Raw genomic sequence first — 24,866 nt, forward strand, 5'->3', positions numbered from 1 at the left:
ATTTAGAAGAGGTTGTGATGGTTACTACAGTGGTACTATTGCTTTGGAATATAAAGAAGTGAACTGTGAATATGAAAAAAGAGATTCTACATAAAATTGTTAAAGGGAATTAGTTTGTTATTTATCGAATTGGTCGGGAAGGGGTTTATTGGGCATACTATGATGTGAATAGGTACTGTAGTTGAATAGTTCACAGAAGAGACAACGCCTGACGGAAAACACACTGTAAAAGGAAATGCGATAGAGGTGAATTATCGAGAAAGTACTACAAATATTACTTGGATGGGTAATGGTACAGTCATGCAACAGACATACATTAGATGTACCAAATGATCAATTTAATTTTAGCAATCAATAACAAGTCACTCAATTAAAGCTTTCTTTTTTCGAAGACCCTTTAGTAAATTAAACAAACTATTTTTATACGTATATATTCATTAATTCTTATTGATTTTAAAATATCATTATAAAGATATTTTTCGAAAAACTTGAAACATTAAACTAGAATATTTCATAAAGAAGTAAGAGGTATTTTGAAGTTAAATAGCGATTCGATCAAGATAAGTATTTAAATATTATTGTTAAAGAAAAAAAATTTAGAGCGATTCAATCGTATAGTTTGAATCGCTCTAATACTGTCCTTTTCTGCCAATAATCTCTAGTGTGAAATTCATGTCTTTATATAAATGTTTGGTCATGAGTTCACCGGCAAGTTGTTCATTCTTATTCTTAATCGCATTGTAAATTTCTTCATGCTCATCTATTAAATGCGGACGATTATATATATCAAGCTTTAGGCTAAACAAATAGAAAACTGTCTGAGCTTTTTCTAATCTTTCAATCATTAAAGGATTTTGGCATTCATGTATAATTAGTTCATGAAAGCGTTGGTTTGAAGTGTATATTTTTTTTGACTGCCCTTCCATAAGCGAATTACGAGATTGCTTTATGGTGTTCTCGAGTTCTATTAACTTTTCTGTTGTCATATTTTTCGCTGCTCTTTTTGCTGCAAAACTTTCTAGTACAATGCGCATCTCATATATGTATATTAAATCTTGTGCAGTAGGACTATAGATATGTTTATTTTTAATTAAACCTTCTTGCTCTAATCTTTTAATTGCTTCACGAATGGGTGTGCGACTAACACCGATCTCTTCTGCAAGACGTTCTTCTACGAGTTTCATGCCGCCTTTATAAGTACCATCCAGCATACGTTCCTGAATGTACTCATAAGCCAGTTTTTGTGCATTCATTTTGTTGGAAACCATATCTTAACCCCTTGAAATTAATTTAATTAATACACATCTATTATACTTTATAATTTATTTTTTTTGAATAATATTACATCCTCCGGTACAAATTGCTTTTTTAGACTAGCATTGAGTTACATAAGTATTGCAAGAAGGTGCTTGTTCGAGGCTAATAGATACAAGCATGAGAATTTATTTGCTATTTATTGCTTGATGGAGTTTATGTTTTTTAAACAAATGCCTTAACTAGATTAAAGAATCTCCTAATTTTTTCATTTTACTAAAAAACAAATTTTCTGTACAATTTGAAAAATAACATAATTGCATCAGGGTAAAATTTTGGTGTAAAAAGGAGAGATGCGATGTGATTAGATTAGCTGCAGTCAGTTTATAAAAAGCAAATGATCAAATCTTTTACTAGGTTTAAGGCTAAAATAGTTTTGCCCAACGGGATAGTATATAAATTATTTCTGTCACTATGGGTACATGTATATCGCTTTATTCCCCAAAAAATTTTGGAATTCCATCTTAGAAACTTTGCTCATTTACTCAAGAAACGAATATTTAAATTATATTAAAGGGGAATTAGACATGACCACAGTTATTAAAGAAGAATCGGTTAAAAAGAAAAAATTTAGAGAAGCGCCACATCCATTTGTCATTCTGTTTACAGTTGTTATTATTATGGCTGCTTTAACTTACCTCATTCCAGCAGGGCAATACGACCGAGTAGAGGATGCGGATGGTCGGACAATTGTTGTAGATGGTTCTTACCAAACAATTGATTCAAGTCCAGCAGGTTTTTTAGATATATTTAATGCTATACATAAAGGAATGGTTCAAGCTGCTCCAATTATTTTCTTTATTTTTATGGTGGCTGGCTCATTCAATCTATTTAGAGAGTCCAAGGCAATTGAAGGTGCATTTGGTTCCTTGTCTACTAAAATGAAAGGGAAAGAAATGCTAATTATCCCGGTAGTGATGATGTTTTTTGGAGTTGCTGGGGCAGCTGTAGGAATGTTTGAAGAGGCACTTCCCTTTATTATGATTTTAGTACCGATTGCAATAGTTATGGGATTCGATTCAATTGTAGGGGCAGCAATGGTTATTGTTGGCGTATCTGCTGGTTTTACAGCAGCATTCATGAACCCATTTACAATAGGGGTTGCTCAAGGAATTGCAGAGGTTCCAATTTTTTCAGGAATGGGCCCGCGTATAGGCTTTTGGGTTGCTTTCATGGCTATATCCATTGGGTACGTTATGATTTATGCAAATAAAATTAGGAAAGATCCAACGAAGAGTATTATGTATGAGGAAGACAAAAACCGAAATATTGATATAGAAGCTATGCAACAGGATAAAATTACTAAAACACAGGGAATTATTATAGGGGTTCTAGTGTTAACACTAATAGGTCTGGCATTTGGAGTATTAAAATTTGGATGGTTTATAACGGAGATTTCAGCTTTATTTTTGATAATGGCAATTGTTATAGGTTTAATTAATCGATTGAATTTTAATGAGATTACTAAATCCTTTGTTCGAGGCTGCGAAGAAATAGTATTAGGGGCATTAGTGGTTGGTTTTGCTTACGGGGCATTAGTCATTTTGAATGATAGTAACACCATTGATACTATATTATATGGAATTACTAATTTAGTAGAAAAATTTCCTTCAAGCTTAACAGCAATCGGTATGTATATCATGCAGACCGTGTTAAATCTTATTGTTACGTCCGGGAGCGGTCAAGCAGCATTAACTATGCCGATTATGGCGCCTCTTTCTGATTTGTTAGGTGTGAGCAGACAAACTGCTGTATTAGCTTACCAAATGGGAGATGGCATCACGAATATTATCGCACCAACTAGCGGACTTATATTGGCAGCCTTAGCGATGGCTAAGATTTCTTACGGTAAATGGGTTCGCTGGCTATGGCCACTAATTTTGATTCAATTTATAATGGGAGCAATATTTATAACTGTGGCACATATTTTCTTTTGGCCAGCTTGATGCAGTGCGTTTGTTATTTAGGAGGTTTAAGAAATGGAAAAAATATTTAATAGATTAGAAGAGATTTATCCTGAGTTAGTTGATTTTCGAAGAGATTTACATATGCATCCAGAGCTTTCTCATGAAGAGGTAGAAACACCAAAAAAAATTGCTGCTTACTTAAGAGAACTAGGGTTAGAGGTTAGAACCGAAGTGGGCGGAAGAGGAGTTTTAGGCTTTTTAAAGGGAGGTAAACCGGGTAAAACTATTGCACTTAGAGCAGACTTTGATGCTCTTCCAATTCAGGACGAAAAAGAAGTAGCATACAAATCGAAGGTACCAGGAGTTATGCACGCATGCGGGCACGATCTTCATACATCTGCTCTTTTAGGTGTAGCAAAGGTACTAAGTGAGCGGAAAGAAGAGGTTCCAGGTACTGTTGTTTTCTTGCATCAATTTGCTGAGGAGGTCACCCCAGGTGGCGCCGAATATATGATTAAGGATGGTTGTTTGGATGGTGTGGATGTTATCTATGGAGCACATGTAATGTCATTGCAGCCCTATGGAAAGTTTAGCGTAATAGAGGGGTATGCTTCCTCTGCTCAGGATGATTTTTATATAACTATCCATGGGAAAGGAGGACATGGCGCTTCTCCTCATGAAACAATTGACGCTTTAGTGACGGGGAGCCAGTTAGTAGTAAATTTACAACAAATAGTAAGCCGTAGAGTCGACCCTTTAAAGGCTGCTGCAATCACAGTAGGTTCATTTCAAAGTGGGAGCACTACCAATGTTATTCCTGATACTGCCTTTATCAAAGGTACAGTTAGGACCTATGATGAGGATGTTCGTGTCATGATAGAGCAAAAACTAGAACAGATAGTAAAAAGCACATGTGAGGCTGCTGACGCTACATATGAGTTAAAATATGTGAAGGATTGCCCTTCCATCTACAACGATCCAGCCGAAACAAAACGCGTGGAGAAAGTGGCAGGCTATGTCGTCGGTGAGGAAAACATTATTCCAGGAAAACCGATGAATGGCAGCGAGGATTATGCCTACTATCAACAAGAAATTCCGGGAGCCTATTTTATCATTGGCGGAGGTAACGAGGAATTGAAGGCAACTTACCCACACCATCATCCTAAATTTGATGTGGATGAGCGTGCAATGATAGATATAGGAAAGATGTTTATTGGAATAATTTTCGAACAATCGGACAAAAAATAAATCATATTAAAGCCTATGCGATAAAAAGCATAGGCTTTTATATAGATCAGAAAGGGGAAGTTCTAACTTTGCCCTTTCGTATCTCGGAATAGACATAGGTGCTTGTGCTTTTCTTAGTCGTATACGTGGAAGAGCATTAGCTCGTGAATCATTTTTTTTACTGTTTCTTCATCAGATGGTGTCTCACCATTCCACTTAATAGAACCATCTGGCTCGTAGTTTGCTGAATATCTTTTTTGTTTGTAGAAGAAAGAAAGTGACCAGCCAGGTAGTTGTTTGTTTTCATAGAGTGGCTTAAAGCTGAAATGCTGTAACAAAGAAATCATACCTTTCATGTGAGTGAATTTGCGCGCATATACTAGTATAAATGACTAGTGAAGGAGCATCTAATTGTTTATTGAAAAGCTTGAACAAGCAATCAAGAACGAGTACGCTGATTATCATCATTATATGGATATGTATAAGCTGACAGACGATCCGTATTGGAAGGAATTCATCGAGCATGTTTATGAGGATGAAAAAAGCCATTACGAAATGTTTCAACAACTCTATTATATGCTTACAGGGAGTTTTGTTCAAAACTTACAAAAAGTACCCCCATGTACAGAATTAAAATCCTGTGCCAAGCAGTCTGTGAAAGATGAATTGGAAACAGCAGAAGTATATAAGGAAATGCTGCTTCAAATTCCTATTCAACAAGCCTATGCTCCTCTATTTTGCGCTATGCATGATGAGACGGAGCACGCAATCCGATTTTCGATGATGTACAATGCACTCTAATTGTTTTTGTGTTTCATACTCCTCTGCTATAATAATCTAGAAGCTAGAGGAAAAAGGTGAGATAGATGGGTTTTTTATGGACAATCATATTCATGGCAGTCGTTGGAGCAGCAATTGGAGCGGTTACAAATCACCTCGCCATTAAAATGCTTTTCAGACCTCATGAAGCAAAGTATATAGGATCATGGAGAGTACCGTTCACTCCAGGCTTAATACCAAAGCGTCGGGATGAGCTTGCTAAACAATTGGGAATTACTGTTATCAAGCATTTACTGACACCTGATATTTTTAAAAAGAAATACTTCAATGATTCGATGAAAATGAAAGCTAATGATTTCATTGTAAAACAGCTTAATAAAAATATATTTCAGTCAGAGAAGACGATAGACGATTGGCTAAAGCTTGCAGGTATAGAATCTGTGCCTTCTCTTGTAAATGAAAAAATAGAAGAACAGGTTGATATACAATTTAATCGGGTTATGACGAAGTTTGAAAAGGAAACAATACGTCAAATTGCTCCACTAGATTGGCAGCTGAAGGCTGATAGCAAGGTCGGAGATATTGTTTCCTATATTCTTCAAAAGGGTGAGGAATTTTTTCAATCAGATGAAGGTAAAAGTGCAGTTAAAAAACTGATTGATGATTTCCTATCTACCAAAGGAACATTAGGTAACATGATTCAAATGTTTATGGGAGAGTCTTCTTCACTTGCTGGGAAGGTACAGCCTGAAATATTAAAGTTTCTTCGTGCCCCAGGAACAAAAGTAATGCTTGAAAATATTGTTCAAAATGAGTGGGAAAAGCTTAAGGACCGACCTTTGGCTGAGATGATGGAAGGCTTTGATTTTGATCCATTGGTGGTCAATGTAAAAGCATACTTAAAGGAACAACTTGCAATTGAAGAAAGATTAAATTATAGTTTAAACCATTACTTCCCTGGTGCCTCAGATTGGTTAGAGACTCAAATGGTACCTAAAGTAACTAATTTTGCTTTTGTCGAAGCAGAGGCAAAACTAGAGGAAGTATTACGTAAGATGAAGCTTGAGGAAATGGTTAAAGAGCAAGTTGACTCTTTCCCAGTAGCGCGATTAGAGGATATCGTACTTGGAATCTCCAAAAGAGAGTTCAAAATGATTACTGTTCTCGGTGGTGTGCTCGGGGGGCTTATAGGAATCATTCAAGGCCTAATCGTATTTCTAACTAGCTAACAAAAGGCTAGGACAATGCCTAAATAAAGGAGCTTACAAACATGATTAACATTTACGATGATATTAACAAACTAGAGGCATCACTTCGCCAGACCGATCAATTCGCAAACGTAAAAGATGCAATAGAATCAGTAAAGGCCGACCCAGAGGCACTTGCTTTATTTCAAAGCTTCCGTAAAATTCAGCTTTCTTTACAAGAGAAGCAAATGCAAGGTGAGGAAATCTCTGGTGAAGAGATCGAATATGCTCAAAAAACAGCACAGCTTGCTCAAACAAATGAAAAAATATTCCACATGCTACAAGCGGAAATGGCACTTAGCCAGATGATCGAAGAGATTAACCGTGTGTTGCTTAAACCTGTCCAAGAAATGTATGAAGGAATATAACATGAAAAGGCTCTAAGCTCTTTGGCTTAGAGCTTTTTTTATTAGCTTAAAAAGAAGGAATATATGAATAAATGCCGAATTATAAAAATGAATGACTATTCACAAAGGGGATTTAATTATGTATAAAACTTTATTATTTGAACAAGAGGGTCGTATTGCAACATTAACTTTAAATAGGCCAGATGCTATGAATGCAATGGATGAAACTATGATGGAAGAATTAGCGGAGTTATTGGAGGATTTAAAAGAAAATAAATCTATTCAAGTCCTTATCATTAAAGGGGAGGGTCGTGCTTTTTCAGCTGGTGGCGATATTAAAGCAATGCTTAACGATGAAAATCCTTTAGACATAGATGCAGCAATGGATTATTTAACTCGTATCGCACTAAACCTTTATACTTTGCCTCAAATCACCATTGCTTCCGTTCATGGAGCTGCGGCAGGTCTTGGATTTAGCATGGTTCTAGGTTGTGATATTATAATCGCTGAAGAAAATAGTAAGCTAGCGATGAACTTCATAGGAATCGGACTAATACCTGATGGAGGGGGCCACTTCTTCCTAAAAGAACGAGTAGGGATACCAAAGGCAAAGCAGCTTATGTGGAGTGGACAATTGTTTAACGGCAAGGAAGCACAAAAGTTAGGACTAGTAGACGAGGTAGCACCAGACGGAGCTGGTCATGCAACAGCCGCAGCCTATGCACAAAAACTTATTGAATCACCGGTTGCAGCAATGATCACCTCTAAAGAAATTTTACACTTATCCAAAATTCATGACTTACAAGCAATTTTAAAGGGAGAATCAAAAGGTCAATCGGCAATGCGTAAAACAGCAGATCATAAAGAAGGTATTCAAGCATTCGTTGAAAAACGTAAACCGACGTTTAAAGGAGAATAATGAGTGTGAAAGAGTCAAGGTTAGCTAACCTTGGCTCTTTTTTATTGGAGAGCTTGGTTACGGGGAAATGTTTCGCCGCTAAACGGTTGAATGTGTGAGCATACGCTCGTAAAAAATGCGAATGCGCTCCTAAAAGTAGAATAGTGTCTCCTAAAGTGAGCGAACCCGCTCCTAAACGGGTGAAAAGTGCCCGTAAAGTGTATTTCCGCCCCTAAATCATCAAAAGGCGCTCCTAAAAGTAGAAAAGTGTCTCCTAAATGAAGAGGAATCGCCCCTAAAAGGGTTGAAAGCGCACCTAAAGTGTACTTCCGCCCCTAAACGATCAAAAGGCGCTCCTAAAAGTAGAAAAGTGTCTCCTAAAGAGAGCGGAACCACCCCTAAACGGGTGAAAGGCGCCTCCTAAAGTGTACTTCCGCCCCTAAATAATCAAAAGGCGCTCCTAAAAATAGAAAAGTGTCTCCTAAATGAAGCAGAAGCTCCCCTAAAATACTATCAAATCCGCACCACTTAATCCCAACACCTATATATTTTACAAATAAATTAATTTAGACTGTAACAATATGCATGTCTAAACGTTTTAGGTTAGAAGGGAGGCAAGGAAGTGAAGAAACAAAGGAAAGATGACTTAGAAACAGTCTATTTAGCTTATGCTAAGCCTCTCTACTTCTACTTACTTAAACTAACGGGATCCGATTCGATTGCGGAAGAGCTTGTTCAGGAGTCCTTTTATAGAGCGACTTTGTCCTTGGATTTATATGACGGCAGGCAAGTTAAAAGCTGGCTATATAAGGTAGCTAGAAATACATATATGGATGAATGGCGAAAACGGAAGAGGTGGAAGTGGGTACCGCTCTACGATTATCTCTCTAATTCCGAGGAATATGTTAGCCCATATGGAGTGCCAGAGGAGGATTTATTGAATCAAGAAAAATCCGGTGAAATTCAAGATATATCACTGCTCCTTCCGGAAAATTATCGGACTATATTATATTTAAGAGAGTATGAGGAGTTTTCATACGAAGAAATTGCAGAGACATTAGAGATTACATTAGATCAGGTTAAAGTAACAATACATCGGGCTAGACAGAGATTCAAACAGCTGGCAGATCGCCTTGGAAAGGATTTTGATAGGAGTGGAAAAGATGGAATGGAATGATGAGAAAGCAAAAGCAATTGTACAAAAGCATAAAAAACGTTTTTCATGGAAATTATCTTTCAATGTCATTCGTGTACTTTTAGGGATTTTTCTTGTATATGCTGTTTATATGATCTCAGTATCAATCATTTATGAAGCTACTAACGTAGGTAAGCGAACGGAATTTTATCAGAAATTAGCCGTTGATTGGACTTATCCAGGATATATCTCCACTAATTCAAGAAGTGGGACAAATGAAATTACTCCCTTTTTAACACAGAAGATTGACTTCCCTTTGATGAAAATAATAGGTAAAGAGGAGTTTGCTATAACAAAGGTTAGCCTAAATAAACCTCTTATAGACGCTTATAGCACGACTACTGTTAATGAGTATTTTCCCTATAATAGTGACAAGGGCTTTAATTTTTCTTTACCCTATAATCCTGTAACGAATGAAAAGTTAGACGAAACTCAGACACCGAATGTTTGGAATCAGTTAGAGCAAATACATGAAGGAAATGTGGCTCAACTAGCTTTTTCCATAAACGATTACTACTCTCCAGAGGAATTATTAGAATTAATTTCTCCTTATCAAATAGATGTTTTATGGATGCCAATTTATATGGGGGAATTAAAGAATTTCACTGAAGGCGGCTGGAGTGGCAGTGAAAACGATATATCATTAGCAAAACCTTGGGGATTATCAGGATTTAAAAAGGTAGATGCAGACTTTAATATCAATTATTCAACTAGCATTTTAAACAATCATTCAGTAAGGGAAAGCCAATCAGCAATGCTTAGAAATATGAAAATGATGCTCGACAAAGATAAAAACCTAGCAGAAACATTGTTAGCAACAGATTATCTTCAAGAAAGACATGATTATCTTCAAAAAGAAGGATTCCAAGCTTATGGAGCAGTGGTGACAGGACCTGTGAAAGAGTTACTGAAGCTTAAAGAGGTAGAGGGCATTCATAGTGTTCAGCTAGGAGAAATTAAGCCGTGGAATTGGATCGAAGAATAGGAAAAGGGACTTAAACCGTTATATCGGGTTAAGTCCCTTTTTATATTACACATGAAACAATATAAGCTTGCCGGAGCTGTTAACTAAGCGATGTGTTTTGTTTCCGTAGCCTTTTTCGTGTATTGCTTCTTCCCCTTGTTTCTTTGCTTCGTCGTCGTTTTCATAATTCCATGTTTCCTCGACGATTAGTTCCCCTGTTGGTTCAAATGCTGTGAATTTGTATGCTTTCATGTATCATACACCCCTTATGTATTCTTAAAATTCATTATACAACAAAAATTAAAAAATAAAAGTAAAGTCTGCTTGACATTTATTTAATAAGTAAAGTATACTTTACGTAAAGTTAGCTTTACTAAAAAGGAGGGTAACAGTGAAAAATTATGTTCGGGATAAACGAATGGAACTAGGGATGACACAGGACGAATTATCGGAAAAGTTAGAGGTGTCCCGGCAAACTATAATTTCTTTAGAAAAAGGAAAGTATAATCCATCTATTAATTTGGCTTTTAAGCTTTCCAAATTGTTTCAGTGCCATATAGAAGACATTTTCATTTACGAAGGGGAAGATTAAATGAGTGGAGAATTTGATTGGTTTACGTTTTTAATTGGATTGCCAGCGGCGATAGCAATCATGGGGATTACTTTTTTTATTTTTCGTAGAGTCGGAAAGAAGAAAAGATTATTTGATGAACGGTATAATCAAGTGCATTCAACTGCAAGATCTTATTCTTGGAAAGTCACAACAGCAGCCTTATTAGTAGCATGGATGATTATCATCATTGTGGAGGGGCCCGGATTATCATTTTTTATTATGACTGGCCTCTGGATTACACACATCGTCTCTTATGGAATAGGTGCTGCAGTAGCGGAAAAGAAAAACTAGCAAAGGAGGAATAAATCATGACTAAAGCTAAGTGGGCACTAGTGGCATCAATTTTTGCTTTAATCGGTTTACCATTAATTTTCTTAGGAATCTCTCTATATACAGGACAGTGGTATTACTTCCTATTTAGCCTACCAGCAGGGTTAACGGCAGGGATAACTGGTTTAGTTACATCTCTAGTACAAATACAAATGGAAAAGAAATAAAAAAAGGGCTATTACACATTTATTTGTGTATAGCCTTTTCTATATGATAAAATAAGAACAAATATTCTATTTTTAGTGAGGTGTAGTAGAATGGCAGCTATTCGGTTTTTACATGTGGCAGATTTACATTTAGACAGCCCCTTTAAAGGATTATCATCTATCCCTAAAAATAGATGGCAGGAAATTAGAGAAAGTACATTTCATGCCTTTAATAATGTTATTCAGTATGCTTTGGCAACTAAGCCGGACTTTGTTTTAATAGCCGGTGATATTTATGATGGAGAAAATCGTAGTCTGCGAGCTCAGCATTTGTTTCAAAAGGGAATGGAAGCTCTTGGAGAAGGCGGGATACCGGTTTTTATTTGTCATGGAAACCATGATCATTTGAGTGGAAGCTGGGTTCGTTTTCAGATGCCAGAGAACGTAGAGGTATTTGGACGAGATGTAGAAACAAAAACACTTAATGTTAAAGGCGAGACTGTACACATTTCTAGTTTTAGCTATAAGGAACGCCATATTCGAGAAGCAATGCATACCTATTTCCCAAAGGCAAATGGTCAGGACTTTCATATAGGAATGCTACATGGAAGTTTAGAAGGAAATAAAGAGCATGATGTCTATGCGCCGTTTCGTCAAAGTGATTTAATCGGGAAGGGGTATGACTACTGGGCGCTTGGGCATATACATAAGCGACAGGTTTTACATATGGATCCAGCTATCGTCTATCCTGGCAATATACAAAGCAGACATCGCAATGAAAGAGGGCTGAAAGGTTTCTATGAGGTAACTCTGACAAAGAACAATACAGACCTGCAATTTATCCCTTGTAGTATGTTTATCTACGATCAGCTAGAGGTTTCCTGTAAGGATATTGTCCACGCCAATGAATTGATTAGTCGGGTAGAACACCAGCTAAAAGATTATGTGGAAAGCAATGGAAACGCCATTATAGAATTAACGCTAACCGAAATTACAGAAGAGACCTTTGAAATGCTTGATACATCCTCGAGGGAGGAATGGCTAGCCATCTTTCAGGAATCTATGGATCAGCAAAATCCCTTTATCATCCTTAAGGATTTAGTTATTGACTTACCTATTAACCAACTCAATGAAACGCTGATGTTGACGGATATATGGGAAGAGTGGGACTTTACACATTGGAAGCTGGCTGTGAAGGAGTTATATCAGCATCCAAAAGGCAGTCGCTACCTTCCAAGCATAGATGAGGATTTTATTGAAGAGGTAAAAATGGAATCTAAGCAATTACTGAACAAGGCTGTAACGAGGGGAGTGTAACATATGAAAATAGAAAAGCTCCATATATACGGTTTTGGAAAGCATGAAAATATAGAAGTGGAACTTCATAAGGGGATAAATGTATTCTTTGGGGAGAATGAAGCAGGAAAGTCTACGATTCAGCAGTTTATACTGCATATTCTTTTTGGATTCCCACAGCGAAATGCACAGCTCCTTAGGTACGAGCCAAGAAGCAACACCACTTATGGCGGAAAGATACAAATCCAATCAGATGAAGGTAAGAGAGTCGTGATTGAGAGGGTAAAAGGGAAGGCGAGTGGAGATGTCACCTTATTTTTCGAGGATGGTACTCGTGGAGGAGAAAAGGAGCTTTCCAATATACTTCATTCCTACAGTCGAGTAGATTTTGAAGCTATTTTTTCATTTTCTCTGCTTCAGTTACAGGGCTTTGAAAAAATGACAGAGGAAGAGCTGACTCGTACACTACTCTCCTCTGGAACAACAGGAATGGATACGTTATCCAATGTGGAAAATCAGTTTGCAAAAGAAATGGGAGAGCTCTACAAGCCGACTGGTAGAAAGCCACTCATCAATCAAAAATTGGAAGAGTTAAGGCAGCTTGAAGTTGGGTGGAAGGAGCAAATGGAACAGGTGGAGAAATACGAGCCATCTATCCAGCGTCTAAATGAAATAGAGCAGCTCTTAAGTGAAATGATAGAGCGTGAGAAGGAGCTGGCGGGGCAACTACAGAATTATTCTCGTTGGAAACAATTAAAGCCACTAAAAATAGCTGAAATCGAGCTTATCGAGGAGTTGGATAAGCTTCCAATACTATTATTTCCACCGGAAGGGATTCGCCGCTATGAGGCTATTAAAGATAAGCAGACAAATACACAAATTGCTGCAGAACAACTAAACCAGGAGCTGCAGCTAACAGTTCAAGCTACTGAAACAATTTCACTAGAAAAGCTGAATGAAATTCAGGGATTTTTGGGTCAGGAATCTCATTGGCATCAGTTACGTGCCAAGCGAGTTCAGTTAGAGGAAGAACAGAACAAAACACTACAGCAACAGATGCAACAGCTTAGCCTAATTGGCATGGAGTGGGAAAAAAGTTTAGTCAGTATTATTGACGCAGATATGTCTATGCAGCAAGAAGATCGGCTCGTGACAATGCTTCAAGAACAAGAGCAACTGGACCATCAGCATCAGCAAGAAAGCCGTTTACTGAATCTGAAGAAACAGGATTCGGAGCAGCTACAAAAAAAGATACAGGAATCGAAACGCTCTCGGTCATCATCTAGTGGCCAAGGTAACGCAACGGGTATCTTATTTTCGGTAATAGGATTTATATTAGTTATTGGGGTTATCTTTAGCTTTCTTGCCTCCAATTGGTTTATTGCTCTCCTTGCAATTATTATTAGTGTTGTTGTCTATGGAGGCTTTAAATTGCTCGTTAGAGGGCTGAATAAAGAGAATGATGTCCGTCAATATACAAGCTTACTAGAAAACGAGCTAAGCGGACTCACTGAACAAATTACTCAGCTAGAAGAAACAATAATAGAAATAGAACAGAGGAAGAGGGACCTGAAACAAAGAGTTTCTGTATTTTTAAAGAAATATCATATTAATGAGGAGCTTTCTCCTAATTTATTAACGGACCTGTTTAATCGTTTAAGAATGATTCAGGATTACCAAATTCAACTGGACCAAATGGAAGGTAAGTTAGAGGAAGTAAGCAGAAGCTTGCGAGACTTGAAAAATCGTGCTCAACATTTGACGAACTTCCAGTTAGCAGATGACCTTTTATTCCACCAACTACGTGAAATTTATTTATCAGAAAAGAAGAAGTTAGAGGAAGAGCAGACGACTATAAATAAAATAACGAAACTCAAGGAAAAGCTTAAGGAGCTACAATTGTTATTAAAAGCTCAGGATCAACAGATGACATTGCTTTTCCAAGAGACTGGGGTTACAACAGAAAGTGATTATTATCAAGCTCATTTAGTGTCTCAAAAGAGAGCTACATTAGAAAGAGAATTAGAGCAAGTTAGGATACAATTAGGCGATAGTCAAGTAGGTATCGATGATTTTGAGGAAGGCTTTGAAGAAACAGCTAGAAAAGCTCTAAATGAGATGAAAGAAAAAAGTCAGGTTCTTTTAGAGGAAAAGGCATCATTGCTATATGAAACGAGTCGCTTGCTCGAAAATGAGAAGCAAAGTGAAAAATTACAAGAATTAGAAGAAAAAAAATCCGAGCTGTATGAGCTAGTTAAAAAATGGGCTGCTTATAAAACAGTGACAGAAGCTATTAAACAGACATTGTTACAACTAAAAGAAGAAAGACTTCCGGAGGTTCTTGAAAAAGCAAAATGCTATTTTCGGATATTAACTAACGAATCCTACGAGCAGTTAGAGTTTACGCCTGACGGTCTTTTCGAAGCAGTCAAGCCTAGCGGAGAACGATTTAAGATAGCAGAGCTAAGTCAGGCCACAAAGGAGCAGGCATATATTGCCTTAAGAATTTCCTTAGCAGTTTCGTTAAAGAATAAAATTTCTTTTCCTATTATTCTGGATGATCCTTTTGTACATTTCGATCGAAACCGATTAAAACAAGTGGTACAATTAATGCAAGAGCTACAAGATGAACATCAACTATTGTATTTTACATGTCATGAGCATATGCGTCTTAGTTGGAATGAGGCTCATATAATAGAGGTAGCGACATTACAAGTTGGAAGTGGAGGGGTTTTGAGATGAAGGGAATTACACAGCTACGAGTAGGAGATCCTGTTGATCATTTCTTACTGATTAAACAATCAACTAAAGGTGTTACAACAGTTGGAAAACCATTTATGTCACTTGTACTGCAGGATAAAAGTGGAGATATCGAGGCCAAGCTATGGGATACCAACGAGGAGCATGAAAAACAATATGCTGCTAGTCAAATAGTGCGCGTTGGGGGAGAAATACAAGATTATCGTGGAAAGTTTCAGCTACGTGTAAAGAGTATTCGACCTGTTAAAGCAGATGAGACGATAACCATTCACGATTTAGTTCCATCAGCAGAAAAGTCAAAAGAAGAATTGATGGAGGAATTACTACAATTTTTCTTCGAGATGAAAAATCCTTTGATACAACGAGTAACGCGCCATTTACTAAAGAAACATCAAACAGCGTTTATGACTTATCCAGCAGCTACTAAAAACCATCATGATTATGCTTCTGGTTTAATTGATCATGTCGTTTCTATGCTAAAGCTTGGAAAATCCCTATGCGACCTTTACCCAACATTAAACAAAGATCTTCTTTATGCAGGAATCATCTTACATGATATAGGGAAGGTATTAGAACTATCGGGGCCAGTAGCTACTACGTACACAGTTGAAGGTAACCTGTTAGGACATATTACGATTATGGTGAATGAAATATCAAAAGCAGCAGAGGAGCTTCAAATTGATGGAGAGGAAGTAATGCTACTTCAACATATGGTGCTTTCTCATCATGGAAAAGAAGAGTGGGGTAGTCCGAAGCGACCGATGGTGCGTGAAGCAGAAATACTGCATTATATTGATAATATTGATGCTAAGATGAATATGCTTAATCGAGCATTGGATAAAACGAATCCGGGAGAATTTACAGAGCGTTTATTCCCATTAGAAAATCGTTCTTTCTATAAGCCTACTTTTGAATAAAGAAAATCGTAGAGGCCATGCAAGGCCTTTACGATTTTTTTATTGAAAAAAAGCTCCAAATGATTATTAATAGTGATGTTTAGCATAAGTTCCAAGGTCTTGAGGGCAAATGGAGATGTCCCCGAAAGAGAAACCTCCATACTTCCGTGGGTTATGTGTACAAGATGTTTTATAGGTTTAACGTTTTCATGTTTATAGATATAAAAAAGGGATCACGGCATGAGCCGCGATCCCTTATAGCAAAATAGTTAATCCTGCTAGTTTGAATTATTTTTCGCTTTTTTCAGTAGAAGCATCGTCTTTTGTTTTTGATTCATCTGTAGTATCGGCAGCTTCACCAGCATTTAAAAATTCATCAAGGGCAGCTTCTAAATCTTTATCCTTGATATCAATTTTAGCATCCTTTAATAGCTTAGCGATTTTTGGTAATAATGCAGATTGGTCTGCTTTTTCAAGCTTCAAGTTTTTCTCTATTTCAGCTTTTTTGTCTTCATATGATTCTTTAACTTCACGCTTGTCCGTTACTTCGATAATATGGTAGCCAAAGCTAGATTTAACTGGTTCACTAATTACATTAGGCTCTAAAGCAAATGCTGCTTTTTCAAATTCTGCGTCCATAGCACCTTTACCGAACCATCCAAGCTCTCCGCCGCTTTCTTGTGCAGCAGGTTCTGTAGAGTAAGCTTTTGCAACTTCAGCAAATTCTTTACCAGAATCTAATTCAGCTTTAACTTTTTTAGCTGTTTCTTCATCTTCTACAAGCACGTGGCGAGCATTAACTTCGTTTTTGGTATTTTCATATTCCGCTTTAATTTCATCTTCAGAAACCTTTACATCTTCGATCATAGCAGCTTCTTGTAAAAGATTAAGGCGTAAATATTTTTTGTATGATTCTTCTGTGTATCCTTGTTGAGCTAGCAACGTTTCAAAATTTTCTCCTAGCTGTTCTTTATCAGCTTTTAGCTGAGCGTCTACTTGTTTATCGGTAACATCGTACTTAGAGTCAAGTACTTTTTCAATCATAAGAAGTTGGAAAGCTTGTTCTCCAATGGAAGCTTTCATTTCTTCATATAAATCATTTTGTGTGATGTCGCCTACTTTAGATGTTGCAATTACTTCGCTGCTATCAGCAGAATCATTGCTACATGCTCCTAATGCAAGAACAGATGCTGCTAATGTTAATGATAAAACTGTTTTTTTCATGGAAATCTCTCCTAACTTCATCATGTTGCAAGTGTAACTATAACATAAACGAAACAAAAACAAAAATAGTTCCCGTTCATTTGCCTACCATATTTTGAAACCACAGCATAGGATAAATTAGAAAAGGGAGGTGTTCTAAATGGGTGGACAATATAACAACTATGGCGGTGGCTATGGATCAGGTTCAGGCTTCGCTTTATTAGTAGTTCTGTTTATTCTTTTGATTATCGTTGGCGCTGCATTCATCTACTAACGAAATCAAGAACTGAGATCGCTTAGGCGATCTTGGTCTATATTTCTTTCAGAAATAAGAAATGACCCAATCATTTTAATGATTTGGGTCAATTTTTCTCTTAAACTGCGTAAACCAACTCAACATAGAAAGATACAAGAAGAATCGTAATTAATATATTAATGGTTCTAAAAATCTTAGGATGTTTTTCTTCTGGGATTTCTTTTGACATTACAAGCGCATAAGTCATTCGATTAATTTGTAGCAAGTAAAATGCCGAGAATAGAACTAAAGTAAATATAATCATGTCTAAACTCCCTTCATATACACTAAGCATATCAAATAAGGAGCAGTAGTTACAAGTGTAACATATTGCTAATAATTCGAAACAGCTACTAAAATTTGATAACCAGCGTCAGTTTCTTCAATAAATGCACTTTTAGGTGACTTGCTTAAATTCTTTACATAAATTAAGTCTATAAAACACATTCCGCAGTGATAGGCAAAGAGCATCGTAAAATAATGTGCAAAGGTTGGTGCTAGCAATGCCCCTATTAAAATAGCAGAATTGATAAATATAAAAGGAGCAATTAATGAAAATAAAAATCTATTTTTATTGATTGGATCGCACACTCTAATAGAAACGATTGGAAGAATACCATACCGTCTCTTTACGGTAACTTTAATATTATTTCGAATTGTAAACAATGGAATAAAATGAATTATTTTATGAAGCGGATAAACCATTAATACCCCAATAGCGAATAGCCAAAAGAAGTCATCAGATTTATGAGAATCATTTATAATTCCTAGTAAGGCATATGCGATAGAAAAAACGGCAATTACCATAATAGATGATAGAAGAAATAAACGCTCCATGCCGTATTGTTTTTTGACATTAATGGTTTTCCAGCAATGCAAGATAGATGCATCTCCTATAAAATAAATTATATTTCAGATACATACAATACGATGTTTCTATAAAAAATACAAGCTTAATAAATATTAAAATTTATAGAGCGCTTACATTGCTGGTTTAACGCTATTCTGCCTTAGTAAAAGAATCATCAATGTTCTGAATAGAACGCTCAAATATCTCCATAAAATCGTCGCCATATATATTTCGGATTACAGCCATCACATCCATGAACTCTGGGAACCTTCCATAAAGATCCTTTACAGGACGAGAGCCTTCAATAACAGAATGAGGAGTTTCATGATAATTTTCATACATTTCCTCTAAAAGCTGCTGACCTTTTTCAGTTACATCTACGTATGTGTTACGCTTGTCCGTATCTCGTTTAGAAAAAGAAAGTAATCCTCTTTCCTCTAGCTTTTTGGAAAAGTTAAAGGCAGTAGACACATGCATTACTCCAAATTTTGCAACATCGGAAATAGTAGCGCCTTTAAGGTGATAAGAAATCCATAAAATATGATGCTCATTAATATTTAGATCATAGGGCTTAATCCAAGTTTGCCAATCTTTTTCGACTGCCTTCCAAAGAGCTTTTGAAAGTTGAGCTATTCGCTGACTATATAGCATTGCTTCCTTCATCGTATAAAATTGATCAGTCATCTCGTATGCCTTCTTTCTGAGTTATAATCTTTACACATTATAGCAATAAAGTAAGGAAGTTGAAATAAAATATTTAAAAATATTATTAATTTTATAATAATTTACTATAGAAAGAGACAAAGAGAAATACGATTTCACAATGCCGAACAATCTATTAAAAAAAATCTTCCTATGCTTACAACAGAGAAAAATGAAAAAAGGAGGGGAAAGCACCTCCATATTCTTTTAAAAAAAGTATGCCTTTAATCTAAAAGACTAAATGCATACTTCTGTTTAGCGGGTTTCTGCAACCTCATTTTTCTTAGGAAGTGCTTGCTCAAGCTGTTCAATAGCTGATTGGATAGAAGAAATTTCATTTTGTAGTTGTTGCTGGAGAGGCAGTGTACCATTTTGCCACTTTTCGACGCTTTCTTTTACGTCCTTTACTGTTCTTGGAATCATTACCTGTGATTCTGCCTTTAAGCTTTGTATGGATACTTTTACTTTACGTAGCTGATCGTTAATATCAGAGAGCTTTTCTTTGTAATCGGCAGATACGGTTTTAATATTTTCCCTAACTTCTGTACCACTTTTAGGGGTGGATAAAAGTACGGTCGTAGCACCTGTTAATGCTCCAAGAGCTACACCAATTAATAATTGTGATACTTTCATTCAAATCACTCCTTATATGTATATATTATTCCTTTCCTTTCCATTATTAAAACATAATATTGAATACAAAAAAAGCTTTCCTTGTAAAAGGAAAGCTTTTGGTATTTAAATAGTAAGTGCTGTCTTAAAGTTGGAGCGTCTTACAAGTTTTCCGACAATCGGATAAATGATAAAAAACGCTATACCGTTTATAAGGACCGCTGGTAAAACGACAATTACGAATAGTTCTGTAAAGACTGCGCCTGCATTGAAGATGAATATAGCAGTAGATAGGAATACAGTACCAGAGACTAATGTTCCAATACACGTTAAAACAATTGCAGTCGCTAATTTGTTTGCTAACTTTTTAAGTAATATCACTAATCCGAAGAAAACTAAAGCAGTTATTAACTTGTCAATAATATTAGGAACAAATCCTCCAGGGAAGGTAGAAAACAATCCCGATATAATTCCTGTAGATAGCCCTAGTAAAAAGACATTTTTAATTTCTGGGAATAATAATATTCCAATAAACATCATCGTCAACATAAAATCTGGCTTCATACCCCCATTAAAACCTGGAATAATAATATAAAGCACAGCTCCCACACCGACTAGCAACGACATTAGCACAAGATTTTTCGTATTCATTTCTCATCTCTCCTCAACTTTTCTCAACTATTTGGTTCTTCTAACGTATCCTCATGATCGTTAGCAAGAATCTTATTTATGATTGTAAGGCTTTTTCCTTATAAAAGCAATTAGTTGGACATTAATTTATCTGATAGTTCTTTGGCTAACTCTTGAATCATTTCTGATGAATAAGTTTTTTCTTTTGTGTTCCAAGTAAGCTTCAGTCCGTCTGTTTGATCGTAGCGTGGAATGAAATGCAAGTGAAAATGGAAGACGCTTTGCCCAGCTGGGGCCCCGTTATTATTTAATAAGTTCATCCCAACGGGTCCGAATGTATCCTTCAATACAGTCGCGATTTTTGGGACTACCTTAAACAAGTTGCTTGCCTCTTCTTCACTTAAGTCATATACATTTTCCTTGTGACTTTTAGGAATAATTAAAGTATGTCCTTTAGTTAAGGGCATAATATCCATAAAAGCATAGACATACTCATCCTCATAAATTTTTGCACTTGGAATGGAACCATCAATTATTTTACAAAAAATACAGTTAGTCATGAAAAAACCTCCTATTCATTGTTAGGATGAGTTTAACATATAATAGGACAAGTTTGTTTTTCTTTTCTAAACATTGATTGAAATTGAAAGGAGATTTTTAAGGCAGGCTTTGGTAAAATTATAAATAAGAAGAATAGAGGTGTAGAAATGACTGTATTAGAAGTAAAAAATGTAACAGGAGGATACACAAGAAAGCCTGTATTACATGATTTAGACTTTTCCATTAATAAAGGGGAATTAGTTGGATTAATCGGATTAAATGGAGCAGGGAAGAGTACAACAATCAAACATATAATTGGAACAATGAATGCTGCAAAAGGGGAAATTCTACTTAATGGTAAATCATTAAAGGATGACCCAGCACTTTATCGCTCTTCTTTTTCTTATATTCCTGAAACCCCAGTGTTGTATGACGAGCTAACGTTAAATGAGCATTTAGAGCTTACAGCAATGGCCTATAATTTAGATAAGGACGTATTTGAGGCAAGAAAAGCATCTCTATTAAAAGAGTTTAGAATGGAAAAAAGGTTGAACTGGTTTCCAACCCATTTCTCAAAAGGGATGCGACAAAAAGTAATGATTATGTGTGCATTTTTAGTTAGCCCATCCTTGTATATTATTGACGAGCCTTTTGTTGGGTTAGATCCCCTAGGAATTCAGTCGTTGCTTGATCAGATGAAGTCAAGAAAGGACGAGGGCGCTTCTGTTCTAATGTCCACTCACATATTATCAACTGCCGAAAGATACTGCGATCGTATTCTTCTTTTGCATAACGGGAAAATTCGTGCACAAGGGACTATGACAGATTTACGAGCAGCATTTAAAATGCCTCATGCAACTTTAGATGATCTTTATATTGAAATGACAAAGGAACAACAAGATGAACAATTTGAGTGAGGTATGGAGTAAACGATTTGTTTTCTATATAAATGAGCTGCAGAAATATTTGAAGTTTATTGTTTCTGGTCATTTGGCTATTGTCATCGTATTTGCAATTGGCGCTTTAGGTTATACGTATAGCGAATGGCTAAACTCAGCTCCTAAGGATTTTCCCGCATATTTGGTTGTAGCTTTAATATTAAGCATCTTAGTTACATTAAGCACGCCGGTTACCCTTTTGAAAAATGCGGACAGCGTGTACTTTTTACCATTGGAGACCAAGTTAGGGGAGTACATACGACTTGCTCTTCGATGGACTTATTTCTCCTCAATATTTGTCACCCTAGCAGCATTTGTCGTTGCTATACCTTTATTGACAAGAGTGGCAGGTAGTACTAAGGAAGAAATCATTGCTCTATTAATTTTTTTATTAATATTCAAGTATTGGAGTATCCATACTGAATTCAACTTTCGTTGGGCTTCAAATGGAAGAGGAGTATGGGGAGATCGTTTTCTTCGCTTCCTACTAATATTGGTATCATTGTACTTCCTATTGAATGGAAGCTATTTATTTATGATTTTAGTAGTTATTGTGCAATTCGTTTACACAATGGCATGGGTTAAAAAGAAAAAAGAAGTTCCATTTCCTTTCGAGCATTTTATTGTAGTCGAGCAATCTCGTATGATGAGATTCTATCGATTTGCTAATTACTTTACAGATGTTCCGCACATCCGCGGAATGACGAAAAGAAGAAAATGGTTAGATGCATTCTATAAACTTGCCGGATATGGACAAAGGAATACACAGCTTTACCTAGTTATGAGAACTTTCATCCGTACAAATGACTTCTTCTATTTATGGCTGCGTTTAACTGGGCTTGCAATGATTGGAGCTATATTCATCCCATTCCCAATCGTGTCTATTATATTTGCGGCTGCCCTTGCGTTTGCTACCGTTATTCAGATAAAGCACGCTTTATTGTCTGGACATGAGTTTAGAATGGACCTATTGTTTCCTATTGAAAAGGATGTAAGAAAGCATGCAGTAGCTCGTATGATTCGATTCCTTCAGTTAATTCAGGCGGTTGCTGTTTTAATAGGTGTTTTAATCCAAGGTGATTATGCTTCTGTAATGTTCTTAATACCAGTAGCAGTGCTAGTAATATCAGAAGTGACTTTACGTATGACTAAAATTTAAATTAAAACCTCAAGTAATTGAGTATACTGCCCCGTAAATGTTAGACACCAAACTAACAATTGCGGGGTTTTTTGTTTATATTTTTTTACTAGATTCCTTATTAGTAACAAGTTGAGGATGAACAGCAGACAGCTTAAGATAGAGAAACTTCACTTTAATAAAATGGGTGTTTGTAATTATGTAGGAAATAAAAATACAATGAGCTGGAAAATGTATATTTCCAAGCTCATTGTATTTCGCTTTCTTTAAAGAACACAGCCAGTTTTAATGTAATCATTCACAAATTAAAAGTTGGTTAATTTCAAAAAATTTAAAACTACCTAAACTTACATGTCTTAAAAACATAGGTTTCAGATTTTATCTTTCTCTATATACTCTTTAATCTTACGTTCTTCCCACTCTGCTCCTAACTTCCCAAGGGAAAGAGTTGTAAAACCATGTATAGCAACACCTATTCCCCAACCTCCAAGAGGATATAAAAACCATAAATAACTTGGGTCAGATATTATATTTATCAAAAAGAGCATTAGGTTAACTAGTACATAGACCGTTAAATGAATATAAAACGATTTTAAATTCTCTACCTTCTTTTTAGCTCGTAGATAAATCTCATCTTGTTCCATTTCCTCATTTCCTCCATTACTGCATATTTATACCTAATTTAAATTTACCATAAATACCAAATATTAAATGGATTTTTAAAAATTATATATTCTCGTAAATATACAACTGTGGGGGAATCAGTATGATTTTTATCGGGGAGGTATGGCTATGTATTTTCCTCCCATCTACTTCTTTATAATCTCTTCTATATTAAAAGTAGGAATACTTTACTTAATATCAATTATTACCCGAACAGTTTGATATGGGGGTATAAATCTATGATAAAAATAAAAAAATTTTATAACTCAAAGTTCGGAGTGAAAAGAATGAGAAATGAACAAACTGCTAATAAAATTGAGACTTTGTAGTCCGAGGGAATATCAGCTTATGCTGAAAAGTATATGCAAATTACGTAATTAATGAAGCTACTCAGCTTACTAGCAAGATATATAATGGTAATTACTATTCATAGATTCTTTAAGGACCGGAATTCTTGGAACTCGGGAGCTTAAGTTAAACTGTGTAGGACAATGTGTGGAATATAGACTATTATCTTGTTGTTAAAGATTTATATAAGGAAACGCTAATTACTTAGGTGGTAAACTAATAATGCCAGTTACCACCTAAATAAAAACTTCTATAAGTACTCGCCTTCTCATTAATTTGCCTAATCGTTTATTACTCTTCCTCTGATTTGGAACGATAGGTAGATTTATATGGGGCGCTTGTGAAAAGCTGTTGCTTATCTGCTACGCTTGTGAAGTCTAGAGTAACTGATTTTTCCCATGTTTCGTAGCTGCTTGCTCCTGTCCATTCTGATAAAATGATGTACGTGTCTGATTTTAAAGGCTTTAGCACTCTTAATGCTATAAAACCGGGATTTGATTGCACTGTAGGGGATAAATTTGTATATTGGTACTCAAAAATAGACTTACCTTCGTCCGATACTGGTACATGCTGAAGGACAAAGTAGCCATTCTCACTAAAATTACCGAGCGTTTCTAAAATTTCATAAACACGAGGGACTTGGAAGACGGACTTTCCAGATGTTTCTTGTATGAGGACAGAGTTTCCTGCACCATGTAAAATATACAAATCCTCTTTTGTATTTTTATCTTTAATGGATTGCATGAATTCGGGTGTTCCAGATGTCATGTATAATTTCATATAATTTCCTCCTAAATATTTTGTATTTATACTTTTCCCCAATTTTGCAAATTTAAAAACTTTCATTTCAAAGTAAGGTTTGAAATGAGGACAAATTTATGACAATTACCGTATATAACTATACATTAATTAAAGAAACGTCTATAGTTGAATCGTATATTTGAAACGGGATGTAATCGTTATCAAAGCAATTAAAAAGATTTTTTTTTTACATTGTAGTAAAGTATGAAGAGAATTCATCGTAAAA

At 36.0% G+C, this 24,866-nt stretch carries 29 protein-coding genes; 17 read left to right on the forward strand and 12 right to left on the reverse strand.

Annotated elements, in window-relative coordinates; translation table 11 throughout:
- Window positions 1-629: 629 nt before the first annotated feature.
- Entirely contained in the window at window positions 630-1,268 is a 639-nt protein-coding gene (locus tag D0S48_RS17385) for a GntR family transcriptional regulator (RefSeq protein ID WP_144541743.1), read from the reverse strand.
- A 573-nt stretch (window positions 1,269-1,841) separates the two neighbouring features.
- Between D0S48_RS17385 and D0S48_RS17390 the strand changes: the two genes are divergently transcribed.
- Window positions 1,842-3,260, forward strand: a complete 1,419-nt coding sequence (locus D0S48_RS17390; RefSeq protein ID WP_151113000.1) for a YfcC family protein — start codon at window positions 1,842-1,844, stop codon at window positions 3,258-3,260.
- 33 nt (window positions 3,261-3,293) lie between these two features.
- On the forward strand, window positions 3,294-4,469 hold the full coding sequence (locus D0S48_RS17395; RefSeq protein WP_151113002.1) for a M20 metallopeptidase family protein: 1,176 nt from the start codon (window positions 3,294-3,296) through the stop codon (window positions 4,467-4,469).
- A 113-nt stretch (window positions 4,470-4,582) separates the two neighbouring features.
- Here D0S48_RS17395 and D0S48_RS17400 read toward each other — a convergent pair whose 3' ends face one another.
- Window positions 4,583-4,786: a YheE family protein gene (locus tag D0S48_RS17400; RefSeq protein ID WP_144541784.1), complete on the reverse strand. Its 204-nt coding sequence runs from the start codon at window positions 4,784-4,786 to the stop codon at window positions 4,583-4,585.
- 73 nt (window positions 4,787-4,859) lie between these two features.
- Here D0S48_RS17400 and D0S48_RS17405 point away from each other — a divergent pair, with 73 nt between their 5' ends.
- From D0S48_RS17405 to D0S48_RS17430, 6 genes are all read left to right on the forward strand, one after another.
- Window positions 4,860-5,249, forward strand: coding sequence for a ferritin-like domain-containing protein (locus D0S48_RS17405; RefSeq protein ID WP_151113004.1), 390 nt, complete (start codon window positions 4,860-4,862; stop codon window positions 5,247-5,249).
- A gap of 65 nt (window positions 5,250-5,314) precedes the next feature.
- The gene (locus tag D0S48_RS17410) at window positions 5,315-6,457 is read left to right on the forward strand and encodes a DUF445 domain-containing protein (RefSeq protein ID WP_151113006.1); all 1,143 of its coding nucleotides are present in this window, start codon (window positions 5,315-5,317) and stop codon (window positions 6,455-6,457) included.
- Window positions 6,458-6,498: 41 nt separating this feature from the next.
- Window positions 6,499-6,843: a YlbF family regulator gene (locus D0S48_RS17415; RefSeq protein ID WP_151113008.1), complete on the forward strand. Its 345-nt coding sequence runs from the start codon at window positions 6,499-6,501 to the stop codon at window positions 6,841-6,843.
- A gap of 118 nt (window positions 6,844-6,961) precedes the next feature.
- Complete coding sequence (locus tag D0S48_RS17420; protein ID WP_191697590.1) at window positions 6,962-7,741, forward strand: enoyl-CoA hydratase; 780 nt, start codon at window positions 6,962-6,964, stop codon at window positions 7,739-7,741.
- Window positions 7,742-8,342: 601 nt separating this feature from the next.
- Window positions 8,343-8,897, forward strand: a complete 555-nt coding sequence (locus D0S48_RS17425; protein WP_151113010.1) for a sigma-70 family RNA polymerase sigma factor — start codon at window positions 8,343-8,345, stop codon at window positions 8,895-8,897.
- On the forward strand, window positions 8,884-9,900 hold the full coding sequence (locus D0S48_RS17430) for an anti-sigma factor (RefSeq protein ID WP_151113012.1): 1,017 nt from the start codon (window positions 8,884-8,886) through the stop codon (window positions 9,898-9,900). Before D0S48_RS17425 ends, D0S48_RS17430 begins: the two co-directional genes overlap by 14 nt.
- Before the next feature lie 45 nt (window positions 9,901-9,945).
- Here D0S48_RS17430 and D0S48_RS17435 read toward each other — a convergent pair whose 3' ends face one another.
- Window positions 9,946-10,131, reverse strand: coding sequence for a YhzD family protein (locus tag D0S48_RS17435; protein ID WP_144541759.1), 186 nt, complete (start codon window positions 10,129-10,131; stop codon window positions 9,946-9,948).
- Window positions 10,132-10,270: 139 nt separating this feature from the next.
- Here D0S48_RS17435 and D0S48_RS17440 point away from each other — a divergent pair, with 139 nt between their 5' ends.
- The 6 genes from D0S48_RS17440 to yhaM all read left to right on the forward strand — a co-directional run bounded on the left by D0S48_RS17440 (window position 10,271) and on the right by yhaM (window position 15,941).
- On the forward strand, window positions 10,271-10,471 hold the full coding sequence (locus D0S48_RS17440; protein ID WP_144541761.1) for a helix-turn-helix transcriptional regulator: 201 nt from the start codon (window positions 10,271-10,273) through the stop codon (window positions 10,469-10,471).
- A complete protein-coding gene (locus D0S48_RS17445; RefSeq protein ID WP_151113014.1) occupies window positions 10,472-10,783 on the forward strand; it encodes a DUF2178 domain-containing protein in 312 nt (103 codons plus the stop codon).
- 17 nt (window positions 10,784-10,800) lie between these two features.
- Entirely contained in the window at window positions 10,801-10,989 is a 189-nt protein-coding gene (locus D0S48_RS17450; protein WP_151113016.1) for a hypothetical protein, read from the forward strand.
- A 90-nt stretch (window positions 10,990-11,079) separates the two neighbouring features.
- Complete coding sequence (locus D0S48_RS17455; RefSeq protein ID WP_151113018.1) at window positions 11,080-12,285, forward strand: metallophosphoesterase family protein; 1,206 nt, start codon at window positions 11,080-11,082, stop codon at window positions 12,283-12,285.
- Window positions 12,286-12,288: 3 nt separating this feature from the next.
- The gene (locus tag D0S48_RS17460) at window positions 12,289-15,006 is read left to right on the forward strand and encodes an ATP-binding protein (protein ID WP_151113020.1); all 2,718 of its coding nucleotides are present in this window, start codon (window positions 12,289-12,291) and stop codon (window positions 15,004-15,006) included.
- The gene (yhaM, locus tag D0S48_RS17465; protein WP_144541771.1) at window positions 15,003-15,941 is read left to right on the forward strand and encodes a 3'-5' exoribonuclease YhaM; all 939 of its coding nucleotides are present in this window, start codon (window positions 15,003-15,005) and stop codon (window positions 15,939-15,941) included. Before D0S48_RS17460 ends, yhaM begins: the two co-directional genes overlap by 4 nt.
- A 267-nt stretch (window positions 15,942-16,208) precedes the next feature.
- Here yhaM and D0S48_RS17470 read toward each other — a convergent pair whose 3' ends face one another.
- Entirely contained in the window at window positions 16,209-17,144 is a 936-nt protein-coding gene (locus D0S48_RS17470; RefSeq protein ID WP_144541773.1) for a peptidylprolyl isomerase, read from the reverse strand.
- Between the two features lie 139 nt (window positions 17,145-17,283).
- Between D0S48_RS17470 and D0S48_RS17475 the strand changes: the two genes are divergently transcribed.
- A complete protein-coding gene (locus D0S48_RS17475) occupies window positions 17,284-17,397 on the forward strand; it encodes a YjcZ family sporulation protein (protein ID WP_144541775.1) in 114 nt (37 codons plus the stop codon).
- A 100-nt stretch (window positions 17,398-17,497) separates the two neighbouring features.
- Here D0S48_RS17475 and D0S48_RS21020 read toward each other — a convergent pair whose 3' ends face one another.
- From D0S48_RS21020 to D0S48_RS17505, 6 genes are all read right to left on the reverse strand, one after another.
- Window positions 17,498-17,683 carry a hypothetical protein gene (locus D0S48_RS21020; protein ID WP_090570160.1) on the reverse strand — a complete coding sequence of 62 codons (186 nt, stop codon included), beginning with the start codon at window positions 17,681-17,683 and terminating at the stop codon, window positions 17,498-17,500.
- Window positions 17,684-17,751: 68 nt separating this feature from the next.
- Window positions 17,752-18,297 carry a DUF3267 domain-containing protein gene (locus D0S48_RS17485; RefSeq protein WP_144541776.1) on the reverse strand — a complete coding sequence of 182 codons (546 nt, stop codon included), beginning with the start codon at window positions 18,295-18,297 and terminating at the stop codon, window positions 17,752-17,754.
- Between the two features lie 121 nt (window positions 18,298-18,418).
- Entirely contained in the window at window positions 18,419-18,952 is a 534-nt protein-coding gene (locus tag D0S48_RS17490; RefSeq protein WP_144541778.1) for an HTH-type transcriptional regulator Hpr, read from the reverse strand.
- Between the two features lie 273 nt (window positions 18,953-19,225).
- Entirely contained in the window at window positions 19,226-19,603 is a 378-nt protein-coding gene (locus tag D0S48_RS17495) for a YtxH domain-containing protein (RefSeq protein ID WP_144541780.1), read from the reverse strand.
- Window positions 19,604-19,708: 105 nt separating this feature from the next.
- Window positions 19,709-20,233 carry a tryptophan transporter gene (locus D0S48_RS17500; protein WP_144539154.1) on the reverse strand — a complete coding sequence of 175 codons (525 nt, stop codon included), beginning with the start codon at window positions 20,231-20,233 and terminating at the stop codon, window positions 19,709-19,711.
- A gap of 110 nt (window positions 20,234-20,343) precedes the next feature.
- Window positions 20,344-20,772: an HIT family protein gene (locus D0S48_RS17505; protein WP_151113022.1), complete on the reverse strand. Its 429-nt coding sequence runs from the start codon at window positions 20,770-20,772 to the stop codon at window positions 20,344-20,346.
- Between the two features lie 147 nt (window positions 20,773-20,919).
- On the opposite strand from D0S48_RS17505, the gene D0S48_RS17510 reads away from it, so the two are divergent.
- Both D0S48_RS17510 and D0S48_RS17515 read left to right on the forward strand, forming a co-directional pair.
- On the forward strand, window positions 20,920-21,669 hold the full coding sequence (locus D0S48_RS17510; RefSeq protein WP_151113024.1) for an ABC transporter ATP-binding protein: 750 nt from the start codon (window positions 20,920-20,922) through the stop codon (window positions 21,667-21,669).
- Window positions 21,653-22,849 carry an ABC transporter permease gene (locus tag D0S48_RS17515; RefSeq protein ID WP_151113026.1) on the forward strand — a complete coding sequence of 399 codons (1,197 nt, stop codon included), beginning with the start codon at window positions 21,653-21,655 and terminating at the stop codon, window positions 22,847-22,849. The genes D0S48_RS17510 and D0S48_RS17515 overlap by 17 nt, the downstream gene beginning before the upstream one ends.
- Window positions 22,850-23,199: 350 nt before the next feature.
- Here the strand turns inward: D0S48_RS17515 and D0S48_RS17520 are convergent, their stop codons facing one another.
- Entirely contained in the window at window positions 23,200-23,472 is a 273-nt protein-coding gene (locus D0S48_RS17520; protein ID WP_144539146.1) for a 2TM domain-containing protein, read from the reverse strand.
- A 658-nt stretch (window positions 23,473-24,130) separates the two neighbouring features.
- Window positions 24,131-24,619: an antibiotic biosynthesis monooxygenase family protein gene (locus tag D0S48_RS17525; protein WP_151113028.1), complete on the reverse strand. Its 489-nt coding sequence runs from the start codon at window positions 24,617-24,619 to the stop codon at window positions 24,131-24,133.
- Between the last annotated feature and the right edge of the window lie 247 nt (window positions 24,620-24,866).

The sequence above is a fragment of the Psychrobacillus sp. AK 1817 genome, assembly GCF_008807035.1.
GTDB lineage: Bacteria > Bacillota > Bacilli > Bacillales_A > Planococcaceae > Psychrobacillus > Psychrobacillus faecigallinarum.